The sequence below is a fragment of the Halorubrum salinarum genome, assembly GCF_013267195.1.
GTDB classification, from domain to species: domain Archaea; phylum Halobacteriota; class Halobacteria; order Halobacteriales; family Haloferacaceae; genus Halorubrum; species Halorubrum salinarum.
In genome coordinates this window covers 1,239,563-1,257,552 of the sequence record NZ_CP053941.1, presented here as the reverse complement: position 1 = coordinate 1,257,552, position 17,990 = coordinate 1,239,563, and the positions used below count along the sequence as shown (strand labels likewise).

17 protein-coding genes are annotated in these 17,990 nt (G+C 71.2%); 5 read left to right on the top strand and 12 right to left on the bottom strand.

Going from position 1 to position 17,990, the window contains the following annotated elements; all coding sequences use genetic code 11:
- Positions 1-7 precede the first annotated feature (7 nt).
- The 8 genes from HPS36_RS06325 to HPS36_RS06290 all read right to left on the bottom strand — a co-directional run bounded on the left by HPS36_RS06325 (position 8) and on the right by HPS36_RS06290 (position 8,687).
- Positions 8-172: a hypothetical protein gene (locus tag HPS36_RS06325; protein ID WP_173229207.1), complete on the bottom strand. Its 165-nt coding sequence runs from the start codon at positions 170-172 to the stop codon at positions 8-10.
- The gene (locus tag HPS36_RS06320) at positions 169-882 is read right to left on the bottom strand and encodes a hypothetical protein (protein WP_173229205.1); all 714 of its coding nucleotides are present in this window, start codon (positions 880-882) and stop codon (positions 169-171) included. Before HPS36_RS06320 ends, HPS36_RS06325 begins: the two co-directional genes overlap by 4 nt.
- A complete protein-coding gene (locus HPS36_RS06315) occupies positions 879-1,895 on the bottom strand; it encodes a signal peptidase I (RefSeq protein WP_173229203.1) in 1,017 nt (338 codons plus the stop codon). Before HPS36_RS06315 ends, HPS36_RS06320 begins: the two co-directional genes overlap by 4 nt.
- Positions 1,895-2,992, bottom strand: coding sequence for a DUF7467 domain-containing protein (locus HPS36_RS06310; RefSeq protein WP_173229201.1), 1,098 nt, complete (start codon positions 2,990-2,992; stop codon positions 1,895-1,897). Before HPS36_RS06310 ends, HPS36_RS06315 begins: the two co-directional genes overlap by 1 nt.
- The gene (locus tag HPS36_RS06305) at positions 2,989-3,771 is read right to left on the bottom strand and encodes a hypothetical protein (protein ID WP_173229199.1); all 783 of its coding nucleotides are present in this window, start codon (positions 3,769-3,771) and stop codon (positions 2,989-2,991) included. Before HPS36_RS06305 ends, HPS36_RS06310 begins: the two co-directional genes overlap by 4 nt.
- A gap of 203 nt (positions 3,772-3,974) precedes the next feature.
- Positions 3,975-5,684, bottom strand: coding sequence for a SipW-dependent-type signal peptide-containing protein (locus tag HPS36_RS06300; RefSeq protein ID WP_173229197.1), 1,710 nt, complete (start codon positions 5,682-5,684; stop codon positions 3,975-3,977).
- Positions 5,685-5,782: 98 nt separating this feature from the next.
- On the bottom strand, positions 5,783-7,111 hold the full coding sequence (locus HPS36_RS06295; RefSeq protein WP_173229195.1) for a choice-of-anchor W domain-containing protein: 1,329 nt from the start codon (positions 7,109-7,111) through the stop codon (positions 5,783-5,785).
- A 121-nt stretch (positions 7,112-7,232) separates the two neighbouring features.
- Positions 7,233-8,687: a vWA domain-containing protein gene (locus HPS36_RS06290; protein WP_173229193.1), complete on the bottom strand. Its 1,455-nt coding sequence runs from the start codon at positions 8,685-8,687 to the stop codon at positions 7,233-7,235.
- A gap of 392 nt (positions 8,688-9,079) precedes the next feature.
- Between HPS36_RS06290 and HPS36_RS06285 the strand changes: the two genes are divergently transcribed.
- Complete coding sequence (locus HPS36_RS06285) at positions 9,080-9,610, top strand: DUF7344 domain-containing protein (RefSeq protein WP_173229191.1); 531 nt, start codon at positions 9,080-9,082, stop codon at positions 9,608-9,610.
- Between the two features lie 91 nt (positions 9,611-9,701).
- On the opposite strand, the gene HPS36_RS06280 is transcribed toward HPS36_RS06285, so the two are convergent.
- The gene (locus HPS36_RS06280) at positions 9,702-10,577 is read right to left on the bottom strand and encodes a hypothetical protein (RefSeq protein WP_173229190.1); all 876 of its coding nucleotides are present in this window, start codon (positions 10,575-10,577) and stop codon (positions 9,702-9,704) included.
- 275 nt (positions 10,578-10,852) lie between these two features.
- Here HPS36_RS06280 and HPS36_RS06275 point away from each other — a divergent pair, with 275 nt between their 5' ends.
- On the top strand, positions 10,853-11,431 hold the full coding sequence (locus HPS36_RS06275) for a DUF7344 domain-containing protein (RefSeq protein WP_173229189.1): 579 nt from the start codon (positions 10,853-10,855) through the stop codon (positions 11,429-11,431).
- Positions 11,432-11,459: 28 nt separating this feature from the next.
- Here HPS36_RS06275 and HPS36_RS06270 read toward each other — a convergent pair whose 3' ends face one another.
- A complete protein-coding gene (locus tag HPS36_RS06270; protein WP_173229188.1) occupies positions 11,460-12,353 on the bottom strand; it encodes a hypothetical protein in 894 nt (297 codons plus the stop codon).
- Between the two features lie 142 nt (positions 12,354-12,495).
- Here HPS36_RS06270 and mutS point away from each other — a divergent pair, with 142 nt between their 5' ends.
- From mutS to azf, 3 genes are all read left to right on the top strand, one after another.
- Entirely contained in the window at positions 12,496-15,294 is a 2,799-nt protein-coding gene (gene mutS / locus HPS36_RS06265; RefSeq protein WP_173229186.1) for a DNA mismatch repair protein MutS, read from the top strand.
- Between the two features lie 49 nt (positions 15,295-15,343).
- A complete protein-coding gene (locus HPS36_RS06260) occupies positions 15,344-15,694 on the top strand; it encodes a cell division protein SepF (RefSeq protein ID WP_121563471.1) in 351 nt (116 codons plus the stop codon).
- A gap of 121 nt (positions 15,695-15,815) precedes the next feature.
- Positions 15,816-16,718 (top strand): NAD-dependent glucose-6-phosphate dehydrogenase Azf, encoded by a 903-nt coding sequence (gene azf, locus HPS36_RS06255; RefSeq protein WP_173229184.1) that lies wholly within the window; start codon positions 15,816-15,818, stop codon positions 16,716-16,718.
- A 14-nt stretch (positions 16,719-16,732) separates the two neighbouring features.
- Here the strand turns inward: azf and HPS36_RS06250 are convergent, their stop codons facing one another.
- Positions 16,733-17,398 carry a hypothetical protein gene (locus HPS36_RS06250; RefSeq protein ID WP_173229182.1) on the bottom strand — a complete coding sequence of 222 codons (666 nt, stop codon included), beginning with the start codon at positions 17,396-17,398 and terminating at the stop codon, positions 16,733-16,735.
- A 141-nt stretch (positions 17,399-17,539) separates the two neighbouring features.
- Positions 17,540-17,818, bottom strand: a complete 279-nt coding sequence (locus HPS36_RS06245) for a hypothetical protein (RefSeq protein ID WP_235681745.1) — start codon at positions 17,816-17,818, stop codon at positions 17,540-17,542.
- Positions 17,819-17,990 lie beyond the last annotated feature (172 nt).

The following is a 17,990-nucleotide window of genomic DNA, read 5'->3' as shown; positions in this document are numbered from 1 at the left end:
GGTCCGATCACCCGAGGCCGCGGATCATGGCGACGAGGAACGCGAGCAGCAGCAGCGCGACGAAGAGCAGCAGCGCGGTGAGCTTGATCCCGAGGGCCGACCGCCGCGCGCACGGACTCCTCCCGCGCCCCTCTCCGGACTGCTGCGAGCCGATCGGCGCGTCCATGATCACGTGCCGTTCGGCCGGTCGGACGCGGGCCGCAGATCGGCGTCGAACGCGTTCGCCGGGGCCGAGACCGCCGTCGAGTTCTCCGCGCCGCTCGACTCGTTCGTCGACGGTTCGCCGGTCTCCGACGGTTCCGTGCCCGTTTCGGTCGGGCTCGACTCGCCGCCGTCCGCGGGCGCCGGGGCGTTACCGCCCGCGGTCGGTGCCGTTTCGGTCGGGCTCGATGTATTGCCGTCGGCGGGCGCCGAAGCGCCGTCACCCTCGGGCGCCGAGGCGTTGCCGTCGGCGGCCGGTGCCGTTTCGCTCGGGCTCGACGTGTTGCCCTCGGTCGGTGCCGAGACGTTGCCGTCTGCGGGCGCCGAGACGTTCTCACCGGCGGGATCCGAGACGTTGCCGTCGGTCGGTGCCGAGGCGTTACCGTCGGGAGGCGCCGAGGCGTTGCCGCCTGCGGGCGCCGAGACGTTCTCGCCCGGTCCGGCGGCGGTCGCCGCCGGCGCGGTTCCGTTCACCTCGGTCGTTCCGTTCGCGACGGCCGCGACGGCGAACCCCTCGCCGGCGGACTCGTCTATCTGCCGGAGTTCGTCCGGCGTCTCGAACGTCGTCGTCACGGTGGCGTTCGCGGTGAGGACCGCGATCGTTGCCCCCCCGGCGAACGCGACGCCCCACACCAACACGGCGAGGGCGACGAGCGCGACGAGCCCGCGGTTCGCGGTCATCTGTCCGCCTCCGCGGCGCCGTCCGCCGGCGCTGGCGTCGTCGCTGGAATCTCCCGATCCGGGTGGTCGACCGCGTCGACCTCGCGCTCGCCGGCGTCGGTCGCCGGCGCGTCAGCGCCCCCGTCGGTCTCGGACACGCCGCCGTCGGCGGCCGCGGCCGGCGCGTCGGTCTCCGCCGCGCTCGGACCGCTCCGGTCGAGGACGCCGCTCGCCGGGATCCACGCCGCGAGCGCGCCCAGCAGGAGCGTCGCGGCCGCGACCGCCACCGCGATGGCGACGGCGGTGCGCAGCTCGAACGCGACGTAGACCGCGTACGGGGTGACCGCGGCCAGCACCGCCGCCGCGCCCCCGACCGCGTCCACCGAGACGCCGCCGGACCCGCCCGCGGCGTCGGCCGTCGAGGCGGGCTCGGCGTCGGTCGCGGCCGCTACCTCGGCGCCCGCTCCGTCGGTCGACTCGACCGGCTCGACGGTCGCCGGGGCCTGTCCTCCGGACTCGCCGCGGTCGCGGACGATCGACCAAACCTCGGTGGCCGCGAGCAGGCCGAAGGGGAGCATGACCAGCGCGACGAACCCGGCGCGCGTGCCCGCGAACTGGATCACGTAGCCGATCCACGGGATCGTCAGCGTCACCACGCCGACGAGGTTCCCGGCCGGGACGAGCCCCGGATCCGGCCCCTCGTTGGCGTCGCCCATCGTCTCGAACGCGAGCGCCGCTCCCTCGCCGCTCACGCCGATCACCCGATGCGTCACCGGCACGTCGCTCGTGCCGCGGACGAACGTGATCACGTCGCCCTCGGCGATCGCGGTCGGGTCGCGCTCGGCGACGATGACCACGTCGCCCGGCGCGATGGCGGGCGTCATGCTCGCCGTGAGCACCACGAAGCTCTCGTCGGCGCCGACGACCTCGGGGACCGCGAACACCGCGAACGGCGCGACGACCGCGATCAGCAGGACGATCCCGAGTACGTTCGCCGCGCGCTTCGTCCGTGGTGATGTGAGTAGTTTGGTCATCAGTTCGCCTCCGAGCCGCACAGCGGCTCGCCGTCCGTGGTCGCGGCCGCGACGATCTCGTACAGCCCGCCGTAGACGTCGCCGACCCGGAGCGGAACCGAACAGCTCGTGTGGATGTCGACGCCCGTGCGGTCCTGACCGCCACCGTTGCCGCCGTTCCCGTTCCCGTTGCTTCCGCCTCCGTTGTCGCCGCCGGCTCCGCTGCCGTCGTCGAGGCGGATGTTCGGGCCGATCCAGTTCGGGTCGCCGTTGGTCGGGGAGGCGCTCCCGTCGACCACGAAGGTCTCGTTCGGCGCCACCTCGGCGTCGAACACCGTCGTCCCGCCCGCGCCCACGCCGCCGCGGCCGCCGCCCGTGGCGACGACGACGACGGTCGCCGGGTCGTCACCGAGGTACCGGAGCGTGAGCGATCCGATCTTGACGCCGTTCTCGTCCTCGCAGGGGACGCACGTCGGCTCGCAGACGACGCCCGCGAAGGGGTTCGCCCCCGGCGCGTTCGCCTGCTCCTCCGAGACGTGGCGGCACTGCTCGGCGTAGAGCCGGAAGGTCAGGTCCGTCGCCTCCCCGCCCACGTCGGGCGAGTCCGCCGGGAGGTACGGGGCGACCTCGACGACGATCGGGCCGCCGTCCGGGTCGAGGCAGCCGTCGTCGATCCGCACCCCGGTCGCGAGGTCGCGCTCGACCGCCGCGAAAGGGCGGTAGCCCCCCGTCACCGACGCGCCGTCGACGACGATCTCGACCTCCAAGGCGTTCCCGAGCCGGTCGCCGTCCGGACACTCCGTCGCGAGCCACACCCGCACGGGGTTCGCCGACGCCCCCACCTCGAACCGCTCGGGGGCGGGGCGGTCGTCGAACGTCGTCCGGTCGACCGCGAGCGGCCCGACGGTGACGGTCCCGCTCGTGGGGTCGCCGTCGACCGTCAGCCCGACCTCGCCGGCGCCGAAGACGTTGCTCGGGAACGTCTCGCGGTCCGAGAGGTACGCGCCCGTGCCGATCCCGCTCGCCATCCCGACCGCGCCGACGCCGCCGATCCCGGCGAGCAGCCGGCGGCGGCTCAGCCCGCTCGGGCGCCGTCCACCGTCGCCTCCGGGGGTCATTGTCCCACCTCGGTGGCGTCGCCGTCGCTCACGTCGCTCATGACGAAGGGGTTCCCCTCGGCCGAGCAGTCGTCGGCGGCGAACCGCACGTCGAAGTCGACGGCGCCGCCCTGTCCGGCGTTGCCGCCCTCGCCGTCGAACTCCCAGGTGAAGGTCAGACAGCGGCGCTCCTCGGTCGTGAGGCAGCCGTTCCCGAGCAGCGTGGGATCGAGTTCGATCCCCGTCGCCACCGGGTCGGCGCTGAGTTCCGCGAGCGTGCCGGCGGCGATCAGCTCGCCGTAGCCGGCGAAGTCGCTCTCGGCGCCCGCGCACGCGCCGACGCCGAGGAGGCCAGTGTCGTACCGGACCTCCAGCCGGATGCGCTCGGCGAGCGCGCGGCTCGCGGCGTCCGCGCCGTCGAGCCCGGGGGCTATCTTCAGCCACACCCGGACGCCGTCGGGCGCCGCGCCCGCGGGGTCCTCTAAGCGGAGCCCCACGCTCGCGGTCCCGGTGTCGTGCGGGAGGGCGTTGTCGACGTCGACGAGACGGATTCCGGCCGCCTCGACGTCGTCTTCGGCGCCGGTCGGGCTCGAATCGACGACCGTCCCGTTCTCCGTGCGCCGCCAGCCGACGAGCAGGTCCCACGGCCGGTCGGTCTGCGCGTAGGTGTAGTCCGTGTACTCACCCCAGCTGTCCGTTCCCGTCGGCCGTCCGGAGGCGGCCCCGAGGGCGGCGAAGCCGACGGCTCCGGCGCCCGCGAGTGCCTCCCGCCGCGTAAGTCCTGATTCCTTCTGTGTCATTATCTGTCGTCGCGGCTCCGAACGGCCGTGTCGTCGATACCCTCCCTACTCTCACTGTGCTCGTATGTATGCGCGTCCTACCCGTGCGGCCGGGGCTCCGTACCCCGACGGTACGGGTACCGTACCCGCCCGCGGTCGCTCGATCTGCTCGCCCGTCGGTCGGTCTCGCTCGACGGCGCCGCGGCGGGGTCCGAACCGCCGGATCAGGCCGCCGCCGACGGCCCGGCGCCGTCGTTGTGGCGCTCCTGCTCGGTGTAGAAGCCCAGGTCGAAGCCGAGCGTGTCGCCCTGGATCTCGTTGCCCACGTCGAAGGGGAGCTCCCACGAGAGCGCGACGCAGTGCATCACGCCGTCGCCGCGGAACGCGTCGCGGTCCGCGTCGTCGGGGGCGTCGTTGAGCTCGTCGTACAGCGTCGAGCGGTTGCCGTCGAGCGGGACGCCGTTCCCGTCCGCCAGCGCGGCGAGGACGTTCGCGAGGGTGTCGTCCATGATGACCTTCTCCTGCGTGGCCTGCGCCGCGAGGTTGCCGAACACCGTCGGGATGTTCAGCGGGTCGTCGAGGTCGTTGAAGAACACCGGGTCGCCGCCCGCGCCGCCGGCGGGGCCGGCCATCGCGAGGAGCGTGCTGGCGCTGCCGTTCACGTTGATCGTGTACAGCTCGGTCGCGGGGCTCGGCGACGCCGCGCGGGCGTCGTTGGCCGCGTCGATGGGCGAGGAGAACTGGGTGCTGCCGGTCCCGTTGAACGACTGGCCGTCCGAGAGGACGATGTTGCGCTTGTCGGCGCTCGCGCGGCCGTTCGCGTCGAGCTCGCCCTGCGCGTCGTCGACGCCCTCACCGATGTAGGTGCCCGTCGCGATGCCGCTCGCGTTCGAGAACGGGTCGGGGTTGCCGTCGCCGTCGCCGGGCGACGAGGGCTCGCCGCCGGTCACCACGTCCGCCAGCTTCTGCCGGAGGTTCGACAGCGCGTTGTCGACGTCCGAGAGGTTGCTGGTCAGGGGCTGGAGGATGCCGGTCCGGGGCTGGGTGTCGTTGCTGCCTTCGCCGTCGAAGTACGCCACGCCCACCTGCGCGTCAGCGCCCGCGTTCTGGAGGAAGTCGATGAACTGCCGGGTGCCGAGCTCGACGAGGTCGATCTTCGTCGTCTCGTTGTAGGTCGTCCCATTGATCGTGATCGGGTCGCTGCTGACCACGCCGCCGTACTGGTTGTACAGCATCGAGCCCGAGAAGTCGAGCGTCAGCATGATGTCGACCGGCCGCGCGGCGTCGTAGACGTTGTCGCAGTCCTCGTCGTACCAGAGCCGCGCGTTGATCGCGTCGCCGAGGTCGCCCATGTTGTCCGGGTCGACGATGAGCTCCGGCTCGGTGCCGGCGCCGCCGGACTCGGAGATGTTGCCCGCCTGCATCCAGATGTAGCCGGGGTTGTCACAGAGGTGGAGCGAGAAGGTGATCTCGCCGGAGTCGCCGGGCTTCACGTCGGTGAGCCGGACCAGCGTGTCCATCTCCTCGCCCGTGACGGGGTCGGTGCCGAAGTCCGCCTCCGAGAGCGGCGGGATGGTCTCGCAGTCCAGCACCGGGATGTTCGCGCCGTTGCTGTCCTCGTCCTCCTCGTCCGGGAAGTCGCTGTACTTGTAGACCGTGCCGTCGATCTCGATCGACTGCTCGCCGTCGCCGTCGTGGTCCGGGTGCGCGCTGACGAACTGGTGGCCCTCGCCGAAGTCGTAGGTCTGTTGCCAGTCGACGAGCAGGTCGAGCTGCCCGGCGGTCAGCTGGTTGCCCTCGAACGACTCGGTGTCGTTGAAGTACGCGGTGGTGCCGAGGCCCGCGCCCGCGGAGGCGATCCCGACCGCGCCGAGGCCGGCCAGGACGGTGCGCCGCGAGAGTCCGATCGTGTCGATGTTTTCCTTGTCGTTCATGATTGTGATTCCCCGAAGGGAGTCCCACCGACGGAGTCGAACCGTCGTCCCGGCCGCCCGCGCGGGTCCGGAGTGGGAGAAGCGCCGCTGTCGCGGCGTTACACGTCGATACGGAAGCCCAGCCCCTCGCGGTTCGGGGGCGACCCGGCGGGCCACGACATGGTGACGGTGCCGGTGATGGTGTCGCCCTCGCCGAAGGCGACGGTGCTCAGGCTCACCTTCTGCTGCTCGCCGACGTTACCGTCGGCGGAGACGGAGTCGGCGCCCGTGGGCGAAGTGCCGTTGAACGCGATGTCGTTGACCTCGATGGTGGAGTCGGCGCTCGACGCCTTCGCCATCACCACGACCGTGTCGCTGGTCGGGAGCGGCGCGGGCGAGACGGTCACCTCGGAGCCGTCGACGGTCCACTTCGCGTCGCCGCCGTCGATGGTGAGTTCGAAGGGGACGGGCTGGCCGTTCGGCCACGCGACGTTCTCGTTCCCGCTGTGGACGGGCGTGTCGTCGGGGAGCCGGATGTCGAGTTCGCGGTTCGCCGCGCCGCCGCCGTTACCGTAGATACCGCGGGCGTGCCAGACGCTGTCCTCGAGCTCGGGGAAGCCCTCGCCCTCGACGCTCTCGACGCAGGGGTTGTGGGTCCCGTCGTTGTGCCGCGACTGGACGGCGTAGAACTCGAAGTCGAACATGACCGAGTCCGTCTGGATCTCGTTTTCGACGCTGGTGGGGACGACCCACTCGAAGCAGACGCACTGCTCCGCGACGTTCGGTGCTCCGTCGACGAACGGCTCGGTGACGCCCTCGAACGCGGGGCGGTCTGCGACCGCCGCGCTCGCGTCACCGTCACCGGACAGGGGCACGCCCTCAATGAGCGCGTCCATGACCTCCGCCAGCGACCCGGAGACGATCTCGTCGCCGACCTCGCCGTCGGACGTACAGTACGAGACGGTGACCTCCATCGCGTCAGCGAGGTCTCCACCGGAAGTCTCGTCGTCGTCCATCTCAGGCTCCGTCATCCCGTTCTCGTCGTTCGCGGTCAGCTCGCCGCACATCCACATGTACGCGGGGTTGTCGACGATCGAGAAGCAGAACTCGCCCTCGCCGGAGTCGCCGGGCTTCAGGTCGGAGACCTGGATGCTCAGGCCCTCTCCCTCCTGCGTGACGACTTCGCCGTCTTCGAGCTGTCCTACGACGTTACCGTTGATGAAGCTCCCCGGGGGCGTCGAGTACTGCGCGTAGCTGCCCTGGTCCTCGGAGTAGTCGACGTGAACGAACAGGTCGAGCGAACCCGCCGTCAGCGTGTTGTTCTCGAACGTCTCCGTGTCGTTGAAATACGCCGTGGTGCCGAGGCCCGCGCCGGCGGAGGCTACGCCCACCGCTCCGAGACCGACCAGCATCTTGCGCCGCGATAGTCCGATAGTGTCGTCGTTCATTGTGTATCATCCCCGAAGGGAACTCCCGGCGGCGGTCGCGAACCGCCGCGTCGGCCGCCCGAAGGCGCCGAACCGGGACCGGACGTGTCTCGTCGTCCGGAGGACAGCGTTGTTTCGCCGCTTACACGCTGGTGCTGTTCGCCTCCGTGCCGTTGAACGTCACCTGGGGGTTGTCGTTGTGGCGCGACTGCTCGGCGTAGAGGCCGATGTCGAACATGACCGAGTCGGTCTGGATCTCGTTTTCGACCTCCGCCGGGAGCGTCCACTCGAAGCCGATACACTGGGTGGTCGCGCCGGGGTACGGCTGGCGGCCCTCCTCCTGGCGGTCGCCGTCGAGCGCCACGCCCTCGGCGAGCGCGTCGAAGACCTCCGCCATCGTGCCCTCGATGATCTTCTGTTCGCCCGCGAGGACGATCTGCGCGATCTCGGCGTAGACGGTGTCGAGGTCGGCCGGATCGGGCGCGACGAACGCGTCGTCGGGGGAGCTGGCGACGCTCTCCAACAGACTGGTGTCGGCGTTCCCGAGCGCGATAGTGAAGATCCGGATCCCGTTGTTCTCGGCGTCGTCCGCGGCGCTGATCGCGGCGGCGCTGTCGGACTGGCCGTCGCTCAGCAGGATCATCACCTTCGACGCGCCCGGCGTGGCGTTGGTGCCGTTGAGGAGCTCGTCTTCGCCCTCGACGATGCCGGCGGCGATCGAGGTGCCGCCGCCCGCGCTGTAGTTGTTGATCGCGTTCTGGACGAGCTGGTAGTTCGTCGTCAGCTCCTGGTCGGTCGTCGCGCCGGAGTTGAACGAGATCGCCGCGGCCTCGTCGGGCGACGAGAGGTTGCCGACGAAGCTGGTCGCGGCCGTCTTCAGCGCGGAGAGCGGTGCGCCGCCCATCGAACCGGAGACGTCGCTCACCAGAGCGACCTCCAGTTCCTGCTGCTGGCCCGTGCCCGTGGGCTCGTACACGTTGTCGCAGTCCTCGTCGTACCAGACGCAGACCTCGATGGCGTCGGCGAGCTCGCCGACGCCGTCGGTGTCCTCGCCCTCGTCTTCCATCTCGGGCTCGCTCTGACCGTTCTCGTTGTTCTCCGTCAGCTCGCCCGCGAGGTAGAGGAACGCAGGGTTGTCACAGATGTGGATGCTGATGGTCACTTCGCCAGAGTCGCCGGGCTTCACGTCGCTGAGCGTGAACACCGGGATCCCGCTGCCGTTGACGAGGTACTGGTCCGCCTCGGGCGAACAGAAGTCGAAGTCGTCCTCCATCACGAGGTCTTCCCACGCCTGCATGTCCGCGGGGCTGGGCGCCTGCCCGAGCAGGTAGCGTCCCTCGCCGAGGTCCTCGGCGTCCGGGTAGCCCATGTCGATAACGTCGTCGAGGCGCCCGGGACCGCCGAGGTACGTCGACTTGTAGTCCAGCTTGAGGTCCAGCTCGCCCGCGGTGAGCGTGTTGCCCTCGAACGACTCGGTGTCGTTGAAGTACGCGGTGGTTCCCAGTCCAGCGCCCGCGGAGGCCACGCCGACGGCACCGAGGCCGGCGAGGACTTTGCGCCGCGAGAGTCCGATTTTGTCGTTTGTGTCTTGGCTCATGCTTTCTCCCCCGACCCGCCCCCGTCCGCGCTGGACAGCCGAATCGGTTACTTCCCCCTCCGAGGGATACCGACGTAGTTACGCGCTCCCATGTCACCGTCGAACGACCGATTCCACGCGATAGAACGTCTCAGTCGCCGAGTCAAACGGAGCGTTCGACCGGCGGTCCGGCGCCCCTACTCCGGGCGATGTTGCCGGTATGATACTCGTACCGCCGCCTCGGAACGCGGCACGGGGACCGTACCCGTCGGGTCGAATCCGACATGGACCTCGTACTTCCGCCGCTCGAAGGGGGATCTCACCGGGTAGCGAGTTCATACATATACCCTCGTCTGACGCAGTAGGCGACAGACCTCGGACGCCGCCGAGCGCGGTCTCCGGATCCCCACCCCATGAAACTCCGAAACGACGTGCTTCCGGCCGAACAGGTGTACGCCATCCTCGCGAACGAGCGCCGACGGCGCGCGATCGAACAGCTCAGGTCCGTCGGCGGGCCCGTCTCGGTCAACGAACTGTCGACGCTCGTCGCCGGCCGCGAGACCGGCGAGAGCCCGCCGCCGAAGCGCTGTCGCGAGAGCGTGTACACGTCGCTCGTCCAGACGCACCTCCCGAAGCTGGCGGACGCGGGCGTCATCACGTACGACCGGGACTCACAGACCATCGAGCTCTCGCGACGCGCGCGAGACGTCCGGCTCTACACGGAGATCCTCGCGCCCGGCGGCGCGACGTGGTCGGAGATCTACCGCGCGCTCGCGGTGGCGTCGCTGCTCGTCGTGCTCGCCGCGCTCCTCGACGCCCCGCTCGTGTCGGCCGTCGACCCGGTCCTCTGGACCAGCCTCGCGCTCGGCGCCTTCGCCGCCGCGAGCGCCGTCCAGCTGTGGGTCAACCGCTTCTCGGTGCTGCGACAGCTACGGCCGCGGTGACTCGGCTCGGAAAAACAGCCCCGCTCGGGGTTCGACCGCTCTCCTTCGGTTCTTGCCGCACTTTCGGTTCTCCGCCGCCCGTTCGCTTTTCCTACTCGCTCGCGGCCGCGAGCGACGGCGGCAGCCGAAGCTCGAACAGCCGCGCGTCACAGCCCGCGCACCGCCCGGCGACGACATCGTAGCTGGAACAGCAGGACTCGACGACCCGCTCTTCGAGCGCCACGTCCCCGGCGCAGGAGGGGCATTCCTCAACGAACAGCCGGAGGGCCCCGAGGACGGTGCTCTGGTCCGCGAGCGGCATGTCGGCCCAGTCGTCGCGGGTCGCCGTCAGCACGCGGTCGGCCGCGGCGTCCGCCCGGAACGCCGCGCGCGACTCCCAGTGGCCGATCTTCTCGTCGCCCGCGTACGCGAAGCCGACGCCCTCGTACCAGTCGATCGCCAGCTCGTCGCGGTCGACCCCGGTGAGCGACGCGAGCGCGTCGAGGTCGTCGTCGGTCGCCCCCTCGGCGTCGGCGTCGACCGCCGCCCGCCACGCCGCGGCGAAGTCGGGCGCGAACGCGAAGTCGTCGCCCCCCGGCGTCTCGACGAGGACGCCGGCGTCGAGGAGGTACGCCTCCGGATCGACATCGCCCGCCCGAGGCTTCCCGCGCCCCACCCCGTTGGGCGCCTTGCCGAACAGCGCGAGGACCCGCTCGGGGAGGTAGCGCTTCGTGAGCTCGGGCGTCCCCGGGACGAGGTAGCCCCGCAGCCAGATCGCCGCGAGCGAGAGTCCGAACCCGGCCGCGCCGAGAAGCGGGGCACCGACCGCGCCCACCGCCGCCGCGCCGACCGCGGCGATCCCGATGTTGACGACCGTACACGGCAGGCAACGGTTCTCGCCGGTGTACTCGGGCTGCCGGAGGCGGTCGACGGCGGTCCGGGCGGGTCGTCCGAGTCTGGCCGACAGCGCGGTGCGTGACGCGTTCATACACACTGAACGGCGCCGAACCGACCTATGTATGCGCCGCCTACCGCGCCGTCGCACCTCGATTTCTCGAATTGTATGTTACAGAAAGGATACATTATTGGGTGTAGAAAAGAGGTTGAATGAATTATTATTTTACTAATCAGTCTTAGCGGTATTTTGAGGGTCTGTAAGAGACGATTTCTGTGATCTATCAGATTGCTATCTGACAGAAGTTTGTTAAGCGAAAATGATAAGTCGTCTCACGTTGATGTGGTCGTCAAGTAATTGAATATGCTATGACACCACAACCCACGGGGCCGGAGGTATCGCTCGCCGACGGTGAGGGCGGCCCACGCGCCGAGGACGACGCCGGGCCCTCGCGCGACGAGGTGTTCACCGCGCTGAGTAACGCGCGGCGGCGGAACGTGATCAAGTACCTGAAGCGGAACGGCTCGGAGGCGCGGGTCCGCGACATCGCGGAACAGCTGGCGGCGTGGGAGAACGACGTCGGGATCAACGAGGTCACGTACAAACAGCGCAAGCGCGTGTACACCGCGCTCCATCAGTCGCACCTGCCGAAGCTTTCCGACAGCGGCTTCATCGATTACGAGGCCGACCGTGGGCTCGTGTCGCTCACCGAAGACAGCCGACAGCTGGAGATGTACCTGGAAGTCGTCTCCGAAAACGACATCCTCTGGAGCGAGTATTACGTCGGACTCGCCGTCGTGTGCGGACTGCTGGCCGCCGCGGCGTGGGCCGGTACGGTTCCGTTCGACGCGGTCTCCGGATACGCGTACGCGGTCCTTTTCGCCGGGATATTCGGCGTGTCCGGACTGCTCCATCGATTGTCGACGAAGCGGAATCGACTGGGGTAGGCGGCGGCTGAGCGTCCGCAGCCTCCCGTCACTCGACTCCGTCGAGCGCGGCGGGCTCCAGCTCGAAGACCCGCGCTTCGCACCCGTCACAGCGCCCGACGACCACGTCCCGAGCGGTACAGCAGGAGGCGACGACCTCCTCGCTAAGCGTCACCTCGGCCCCGCAAGCCGGACACTCCTCGACGAACAGCCGGAGCCCACCGAGCACCTCGCTGCGCGCCGCCTGCGGGAGGTCGGTCCATTCGTCGTCGCTCGCGCGAAGCACGCGGTCGGCGGCGGCGTCCGCGAGGAACGCCGGCCGCGACACCCAGTGGCCGACCCGCTCGCCGTCGACGGCGGCGACCACCGCGTTTCCGCGCTCCTCGACCGACAGCCTCGGCTCGTCGTCGGGGGGCACGTCGGCGAGCCGCGCCACCGCCGGACCGTCGGCCGTCTCCCGGGCGGTTTCGAGTTCGCTCCGCCACGCGGACGCGAACCACGGCGCGTACGTCAGGTCGCTCCCGTCGTCGGTCTCGACGAGCGCGTCCGCGGCGAGCAGGTACGACTGCGGGTCGACGGCGACGCCCTCGGCCGACTCGCCCGACGGGTCGGCCTCGTTCGCCGGCGTCCCGATCGCGGCCGATGCCCCCGATTCCATCCCGGCCGCCGGCGGCGCCTTGCCGAACAGCCGGAGCACCGACTCCGGGAGGTAGCGCTTCGTGAGCTCGGGCGTGCCCGGGACGAGGTAGCCGCGCAGCCAGACCGCCGCGAGCGAGAGCCCCGTCGCGGCCGCGCCGACCACGGGATCGACGGCGACGGCGACCGCCGCGCCGAGCGCGACGCCGATCGTGACGTTGACGGCGGTACAGGGGGTACAGCGATTCTCGCCGGTGTACTCCGGTTGGCGGAGGCGATCAACGACCCCGCTGCCCGACGCGTCCATACCGCGCCTACGCGGGGCGGATGCTTGTAATTACGGACGCTCTTGGTCAGACCAGTCTCGCCGCCCGTCGTGGTCCGGCCGCTCACTACCGCCCGTCTAACACCCGCAGGGTTTTAGCCTCACACGGCGGGAGTACGGACATATGGCAACGGGGATCGTCGGGGAGTTCCTCGATCTCAAGGCGGAGACGGACGCGGACGTCCTCGCGATGCAGTGCGGCGACTTCTACGAGTTCTTCGCGGACGACGCGGAGCTGGTCGCCGACGAGCTGGACCTCTCGATCTCGCAGAAGTCCTCCCACGGCTCGTCGTACCCGATGGCGGGCGTGCCGCTCTCGGAGCTGACGCCGTACGTGAACGCCTTGGTCGAGCGGGGCTACCGGGTCGCCGTCGCCGAACAGTACGAGACGGAGGGCGGCGACCACGCCCGCGAGGTCGTCCGCGTCGTCACGCCCGGGACGGTCCTGGAGACGAGCGACGACGACGCGCGCTACCTCGCGGCGGTCGTTCGGGAGGAAGACGCCGGCGACGAGACGGGCGCGGCCGACGCCGCTGACGGCCCCTACGGGCTCGTCTTCGCCGACGTGACGACGGGGCGGTTCCTCGCGACGACGGTCGAGGACGGCGGCGACCTGCGCGCCGAGCTCTACCGGTTCGACCCCGCGGAGGTGCTGCCCGGCCCGCGCGTCCGCAACGACGACGGCCTGCTCGGCGCGGTCCGGGAGGACCTCTCGGGGCGCGTGACCGCCTTCGACGCGGAGGCGTTCGCGGCGGGCCGCGCGAAGCACGCCGTGCGCGAGCAGTTCGGCCGCGAGACGACCGACAGCGTCGGACTGGACTCGGAGCTGGCGGTCCGCGCGGCGGGCGCGGTCCTCTCGTACGTCGAGGAGACCGGCGCGGGCGTGCTGGCGTCGATGACCCGCCTCACCGCCTACGGCGCCGACGACCGCGTCGACGTGGACGCGACCACCCAGCGCAACCTCGAGATCACGGAGACGATGCGGGGCGACGCCGACGGCTCGCTGTTCGACACCGTCGACCACACCGTCACCGCCGCCGGCGGGCGGCTGCTCCGGGAGTGGCTCACTCGCCCCCGGCGCGACCGCGAGACGCTCGCCGACCGCCTCGACGCCGTGGAGGCGCTGGCGTCCGCGGCGCTCGCCCGCGACCGGATCCGCGAGGTGCTCGGCGACGCCTACGACCTCGAACGGCTCGCGGCGCGGACGACGAGCGGGAGCGCGGGCGCACGCGAACTCCTCTCGGTCCGCGACACGCTCGCGCTCCTGCCGGAGCTGGCCGACGCGGTCGCCGACACCGCCCTCGCCGACTCGCCCGCGGCCGCCGTCCTCGACCGCGTCGACCGCGACCGCGCGGCCGCCCTCCGCGACGAGCTCGCCGAGGCGCTCGCCGAGGACCCGCCGAAGGCGAAGACGGGGGGCGGACTCCTCAAGCGCGGCTACGACGAGGAGCTCGACGAGCTGATCGAGCGCCACGAGTCGGTGAAGTCGTGGCTCGACGGGCTCGCGGAGCGCGAGAAGCGCCGGCACGGGCTCAGCCACGTCACCGTCGACCGCAACAAGACGGACGGCTACTACATCCAGGTCGGGAAGTCGGTGGCGGATCAGGTCCCGGAGGGCTATCGCGAGATCAAGACGTTGAAGAACTCGAAGCGGTTCGTCACCGACGAGCTGGCGGAGAAAGAGCGGGAGGTCCTCCGCTTGGAAGAGGCCCGCGGCGACCTGGAGTACGAGCTGTTCGAGGAGCTGCGCGAGCGCGTCGCCGAGCGCGCCGAGCTGCTCCAGGACGCCGGCCGGGCGGTCGCGGAGCTGGACGCGCTCGCCTCGCTCGCGACCCACGCCGCCCGCAACGACTGGACGCGCCCGGAGCTGACCGCGGAGCGCCGGCTCGACGTGGATGCCGGGCGCCACCCGGTCGTCGAGGGGACGACCGACTTCGTCCCGAACGACCTCCGGCTCGACGAGGAGCGCGGCTTCCTCATCGTCACCGGCCCGAACATGAGCGGCAAGTCGACGTACATGCGACAGGCCGCGCTGATCCAGCTGCTCGCGCAGGCGGGCTCGTTCGTCCCCGCCCGCGCGGCCGAGGTCGGGCTCGTCGACGGCATCTACACCCGCGTCGGCGCGCTCGACGAGCTGGCGCAGGGCCGGTCGACGTTCATGGTCGAGATGCAGGAGCTGTCGAACATCCTCCACTCGGCGACCGACGAGTCGCTCGTCATCTTAGACGAGGTCGGCCGCGGCACCGCCACCTACGACGGCATCTCCATCGCGTGGGCCGCGACCGAGTACCTCCACAACGAGGTGCGCGCGCGGACCCTCTTCGCCACCCACTACCACGAGCTGACGACGCTCGCCGACCACCTCCCGCGCGTCGCGAACGTTCACGTCGCCGTCGACGAGCGCGACGGCGAAGTGACCTTCCTCCGGACCGTCCGCGACGGCCCGACGAACCGCTCGTACGGGGTCCACGTCGCCGACCTCGCCGGCGTGCCGGACCCCGTCGTCTCCCGCGCGGACGAGGTCTTGGACCGGCTCCGCGAGGAGAAGGCCATCGAGGCCCGCGGCTCGCGGAGCGGGGGAGGCGCCGCCGGAGGATCTCCCGGCGGCGACGGCGAGACCCAGCAGGTCGTGTTCGACCTCTCGTCGGGGTCGTTCTCGGGCGGCGGCGACGCCGAGGGAGCGACCGCGGACGCTTCGGTCTCCGAGGCGGGTCGCAACGGCGCGACCGCCGGATCCCAATCGACGGAAGCGGCCGAGTCGGCGGCGACCGGCAGCGCCGAGTCCGAGAGTTCCGCAACCGCCGACGGCCTCGACCCCGAGACCCGCGCCGTGATCGAGGAGCTGAGCGACGTCGACGTCGCGGCGACCGCGCCGGTGGAGCTGCTCTCCCGCGTCCAGGAGTGGCAGGAGCGGCTGGAGTGAGGGTGCGTCTGACGTAAGAACTAATGTCTGACCTCGTCGTGTGGTGTGTATGGGCATCATGAGCAAGATCCTCGGCGGAAGTGGGAGCCGCTCCGTCGATGATTACGTCGAGCTCGACTCGGACGACTTCGCCGACGCGCACGCGGAGACGGGGACGCAGGTACACTTCGCCGAGATCGCCGACCAGAGCGACGTCATCCCGATCAAAGACGCCGTCTACGACGGCGACTTCGTCATCGCGGACATCACCCGCCACTCCACGTCGGACCGGACGATAGAACACGTCTACGACGAGCTCCGCCAGGTGGTCCAGGAGGTCGACGGCGACATCGTCCAGAAGGGCGACGACCAGATCATCGTCACCCCGACCGGCGTCAAGGTCTCGCGGCAGAAGCTGTAAGCGCCGCGTTCCGGCGATTTTCTCCCTCCGATTCTCCCGCAGCCACCCCTTTGCGGCCCGCACTCCACCGTATCGGCCGAACCGTGTCATATATGCCGTTCTCCCGCCCACGTAGAGTCGAATGGACGAGCCGGTCCTCCTGACGGGCGCCGGCGGACGGGTGGGACAGGCCATCCTCCGCGGTCTCGGCGACGAGTACGACTGGCGGCTCCTCGACCGCGAGCCGCTCCCGGCCGCGAAGGTGCCCGACGGGGTCACCGACGCCGACCGGTACGTCGCCGACATCACCGACGAGCGCGCCGTCCGCGAGGCCGTCGCCGACGTCGGCGCGGTGATCCACCTCGCCGGCGACCCGCGGAAGACGGCGCCGTGGGACTCGGTCCTCCGGAACAACATCGACGGGACGCAGGTCGTGATGCGCGCCGCCGCCGAGGCCGGCGTCGAGAAGTTCACGTTCGCCTCCTCGAACCACGCCGTCGGCGGCTACGAGACCGAGGACCGGACTCCGGACCTGTATCGCCCCGAGGACGACTACCGGCTCGACGGGAGCGAACTGCCCCGCCCCGGCAACCTCTACGGGGTCTCGAAGGCGGCCGGCGAGTCGCTCGGTCGCTTCTACCACGACGAGTTCGACATGAGCGTCGTCTGCGTCCGCATCGGGAACCTCACCAAGGACCACCCGCCCCGCGAGTACGAGCGCGGGCAGGCGATGTGGCTCTCGCACCGCGACTGCGCGCACCTGTTCGACCGCTGTCTCCGCGCGGAGTACGGCTACGAGATCGTGTACGGCATCTCGGCCAACGACCGCCGCTACTACTCCATCGAGCGCGCCCGCGAGGCGCTCGGCTACGACCCCGCCGACAACTCCGCCGACTACACCTTCGAGGGCGAGCCGAAGTCCGACCGCGACGCCGAGGCCGACGGCGACCGCTACGCGCCCGAGTCCTTCGCGCCGGACGCCGACCGCCCCGCCAACGAGTCGCCGGCCGAACCGAACTTCCCGGCCGACCCGGACGACGCCTGACCGGCCCGCCGCGCTCAGAACAGCCCGTCGACGTCGCGGCGCTTCCGCTCTTCTCGGTCGACGTGATCGCCGAGCCGCGCGGCCACCTGCGGCCGGGCGTCGGGCGTCCGGAGGTACGCGAACAGCAGCTCGGCGAACTCGGTCCGGCCCGTCCCGCGCTCCTCTCGGGCGAAGGCCGCCGCGGTCGCGAGCGTCTCCGGGTCGCCCGGCTCGCCCGCCGTCGCGAGCGCCGGCGCCGCGACCCCGGCCGCGGCGAGCGACAGCCCGTCGACCATCGGCGCCTCGCCGTCGACGCGGATCCGCGGCGCGCTCGCGGGGTCCGCTCCTCCCGGATCGGCCGCGAGCCGCTCGGCCCACTCCCGGACGGGAGCCAGCGCGACGCACCGCGCGTCGGCGACGCCCCTCAGCGCCGCCGCGGCGTCGTCCGCCTCCGCCGCCGCGCCGGCGCGGTCGCCGTCGGCCGCGCGGTGCGTCGCCGCCGCGGTCGCGGCGAGCGCCCGGAGCAGTCGCTCGTCGTCGTCGCCGCGGTCGTCGCCGGCGGATCGCCGTCCCCGGTTCCAGGCGTCGCGCGCCGCGAGGAAGCGTCGCTCGTTGAACAGCGCGGCGCCGGCTCCGAGCGCGGCTGACGCGCCGGGCGCGTCGCGTCCGCCTCGATCCGGACCGCGGTGGCGGTCGGTCACGCCTCACGGTCGGCGACGGCGAATGATAAATGTCGAGTTCCGCGTCGGGAGGGCGGCGCGTCAGCGGGGGAGTGGAGGGTGGTACGTCAGCGGGGAATTGGAGGGCGGGCGTCAGCGGCGGAATCGGGACCGGCCGCCGGATCAGGCCTCCCGGACGGCGCCGTCGTCGTCGGGCAGGCGGACCGTTCGGTCGACCGCGGCGGGGTAGCGCCGGTGGATCGCCGCGCCGGCGACGGCGCCGCAGAGGGCCGCCAGCGCGACGGCGGCCGCGGTCGGGAACGACAGGGCCGCCACCGTCGCGACCGGCAGCGCCGCGAAGGCGACCATCGCGCCGCGCGACGGGAGCGGTTCGGACGGGTGGGGGCCAACGTACGGGTCGGGGTGGGCGGTGCGTCTGGAGGGGGATCGGTCTGCGTTCATCGTCGGATGTGGTGTGGTGCGAGGCGGACGCCTCGCGGGTCGAGTCGGTTCGGCCGTCGAGAACGGCGGGACGCGCTACGAGTCGAAGCCGTCGCGTCGGGGAAGGGAGCGGCAGGGGGCTCGTCTCGGTGGACGAGCCGGCCGTCCCCGCGTCGGGGTCACGCGGCGACGG

Excerpts from the sequence above, each read along its gene's own strand:
- HPS36_RS06320 (WP_173229205.1), bottom strand. The coding sequence starts at position 882 with ATGACCGCGAACCGCGGGCTCGTCGCGCTCGTCGCCCTCGCCGTGTTG.
- HPS36_RS06315 (WP_173229203.1), bottom strand. The coding sequence starts at position 1,895 with ATGACCAAACTACTCACATCACCACGGACGAAGCGCGCGGCGAACGTA.
- HPS36_RS06310 (WP_173229201.1), bottom strand. The coding sequence starts at position 2,992 with ATGACCCCCGGAGGCGACGGTGGACGGCGCCCGAGCGGGCTGAGCCGC.
- HPS36_RS06305 (WP_173229199.1), bottom strand. The coding sequence starts at position 3,771 with ATGACACAGAAGGAATCAGGACTTACGCGGCGGGAGGCACTCGCGGGC.
- HPS36_RS06300 (WP_173229197.1), bottom strand. The coding sequence starts at position 5,684 with ATGAACGACAAGGAAAACATCGACACGATCGGACTCTCGCGGCGCACC.
- HPS36_RS06295 (WP_173229195.1), bottom strand. The coding sequence starts at position 7,111 with ATGAACGACGACACTATCGGACTATCGCGGCGCAAGATGCTGGTCGGT.
- HPS36_RS06290 (WP_173229193.1), bottom strand. The coding sequence starts at position 8,687 with ATGAGCCAAGACACAAACGACAAAATCGGACTCTCGCGGCGCAAAGTC.
- HPS36_RS06285 (WP_173229191.1), top strand. The coding sequence starts at position 9,080 with ATGAAACTCCGAAACGACGTGCTTCCGGCCGAACAGGTGTACGCCATC.
- HPS36_RS06280 (WP_173229190.1), bottom strand. The coding sequence starts at position 10,577 with ATGAACGCGTCACGCACCGCGCTGTCGGCCAGACTCGGACGACCCGCC.
- HPS36_RS06275 (WP_173229189.1), top strand. The coding sequence starts at position 10,853 with ATGACACCACAACCCACGGGGCCGGAGGTATCGCTCGCCGACGGTGAG.
- HPS36_RS06270 (WP_173229188.1), bottom strand. The coding sequence starts at position 12,353 with ATGGACGCGTCGGGCAGCGGGGTCGTTGATCGCCTCCGCCAACCGGAG.
- mutS (WP_173229186.1), top strand. The coding sequence starts at position 12,496 with ATGGCAACGGGGATCGTCGGGGAGTTCCTCGATCTCAAGGCGGAGACG.
- HPS36_RS06260 (WP_121563471.1), top strand. The coding sequence starts at position 15,344 with ATGGGCATCATGAGCAAGATCCTCGGCGGAAGTGGGAGCCGCTCCGTC.
- azf (WP_173229184.1), top strand. The coding sequence starts at position 15,816 with ATGGACGAGCCGGTCCTCCTGACGGGCGCCGGCGGACGGGTGGGACAG.
- HPS36_RS06245 (WP_235681745.1), bottom strand. The coding sequence starts at position 17,818 with ATGAACGCAGACCGATCCCCCTCCAGACGCACCGCCCACCCCGACCCG.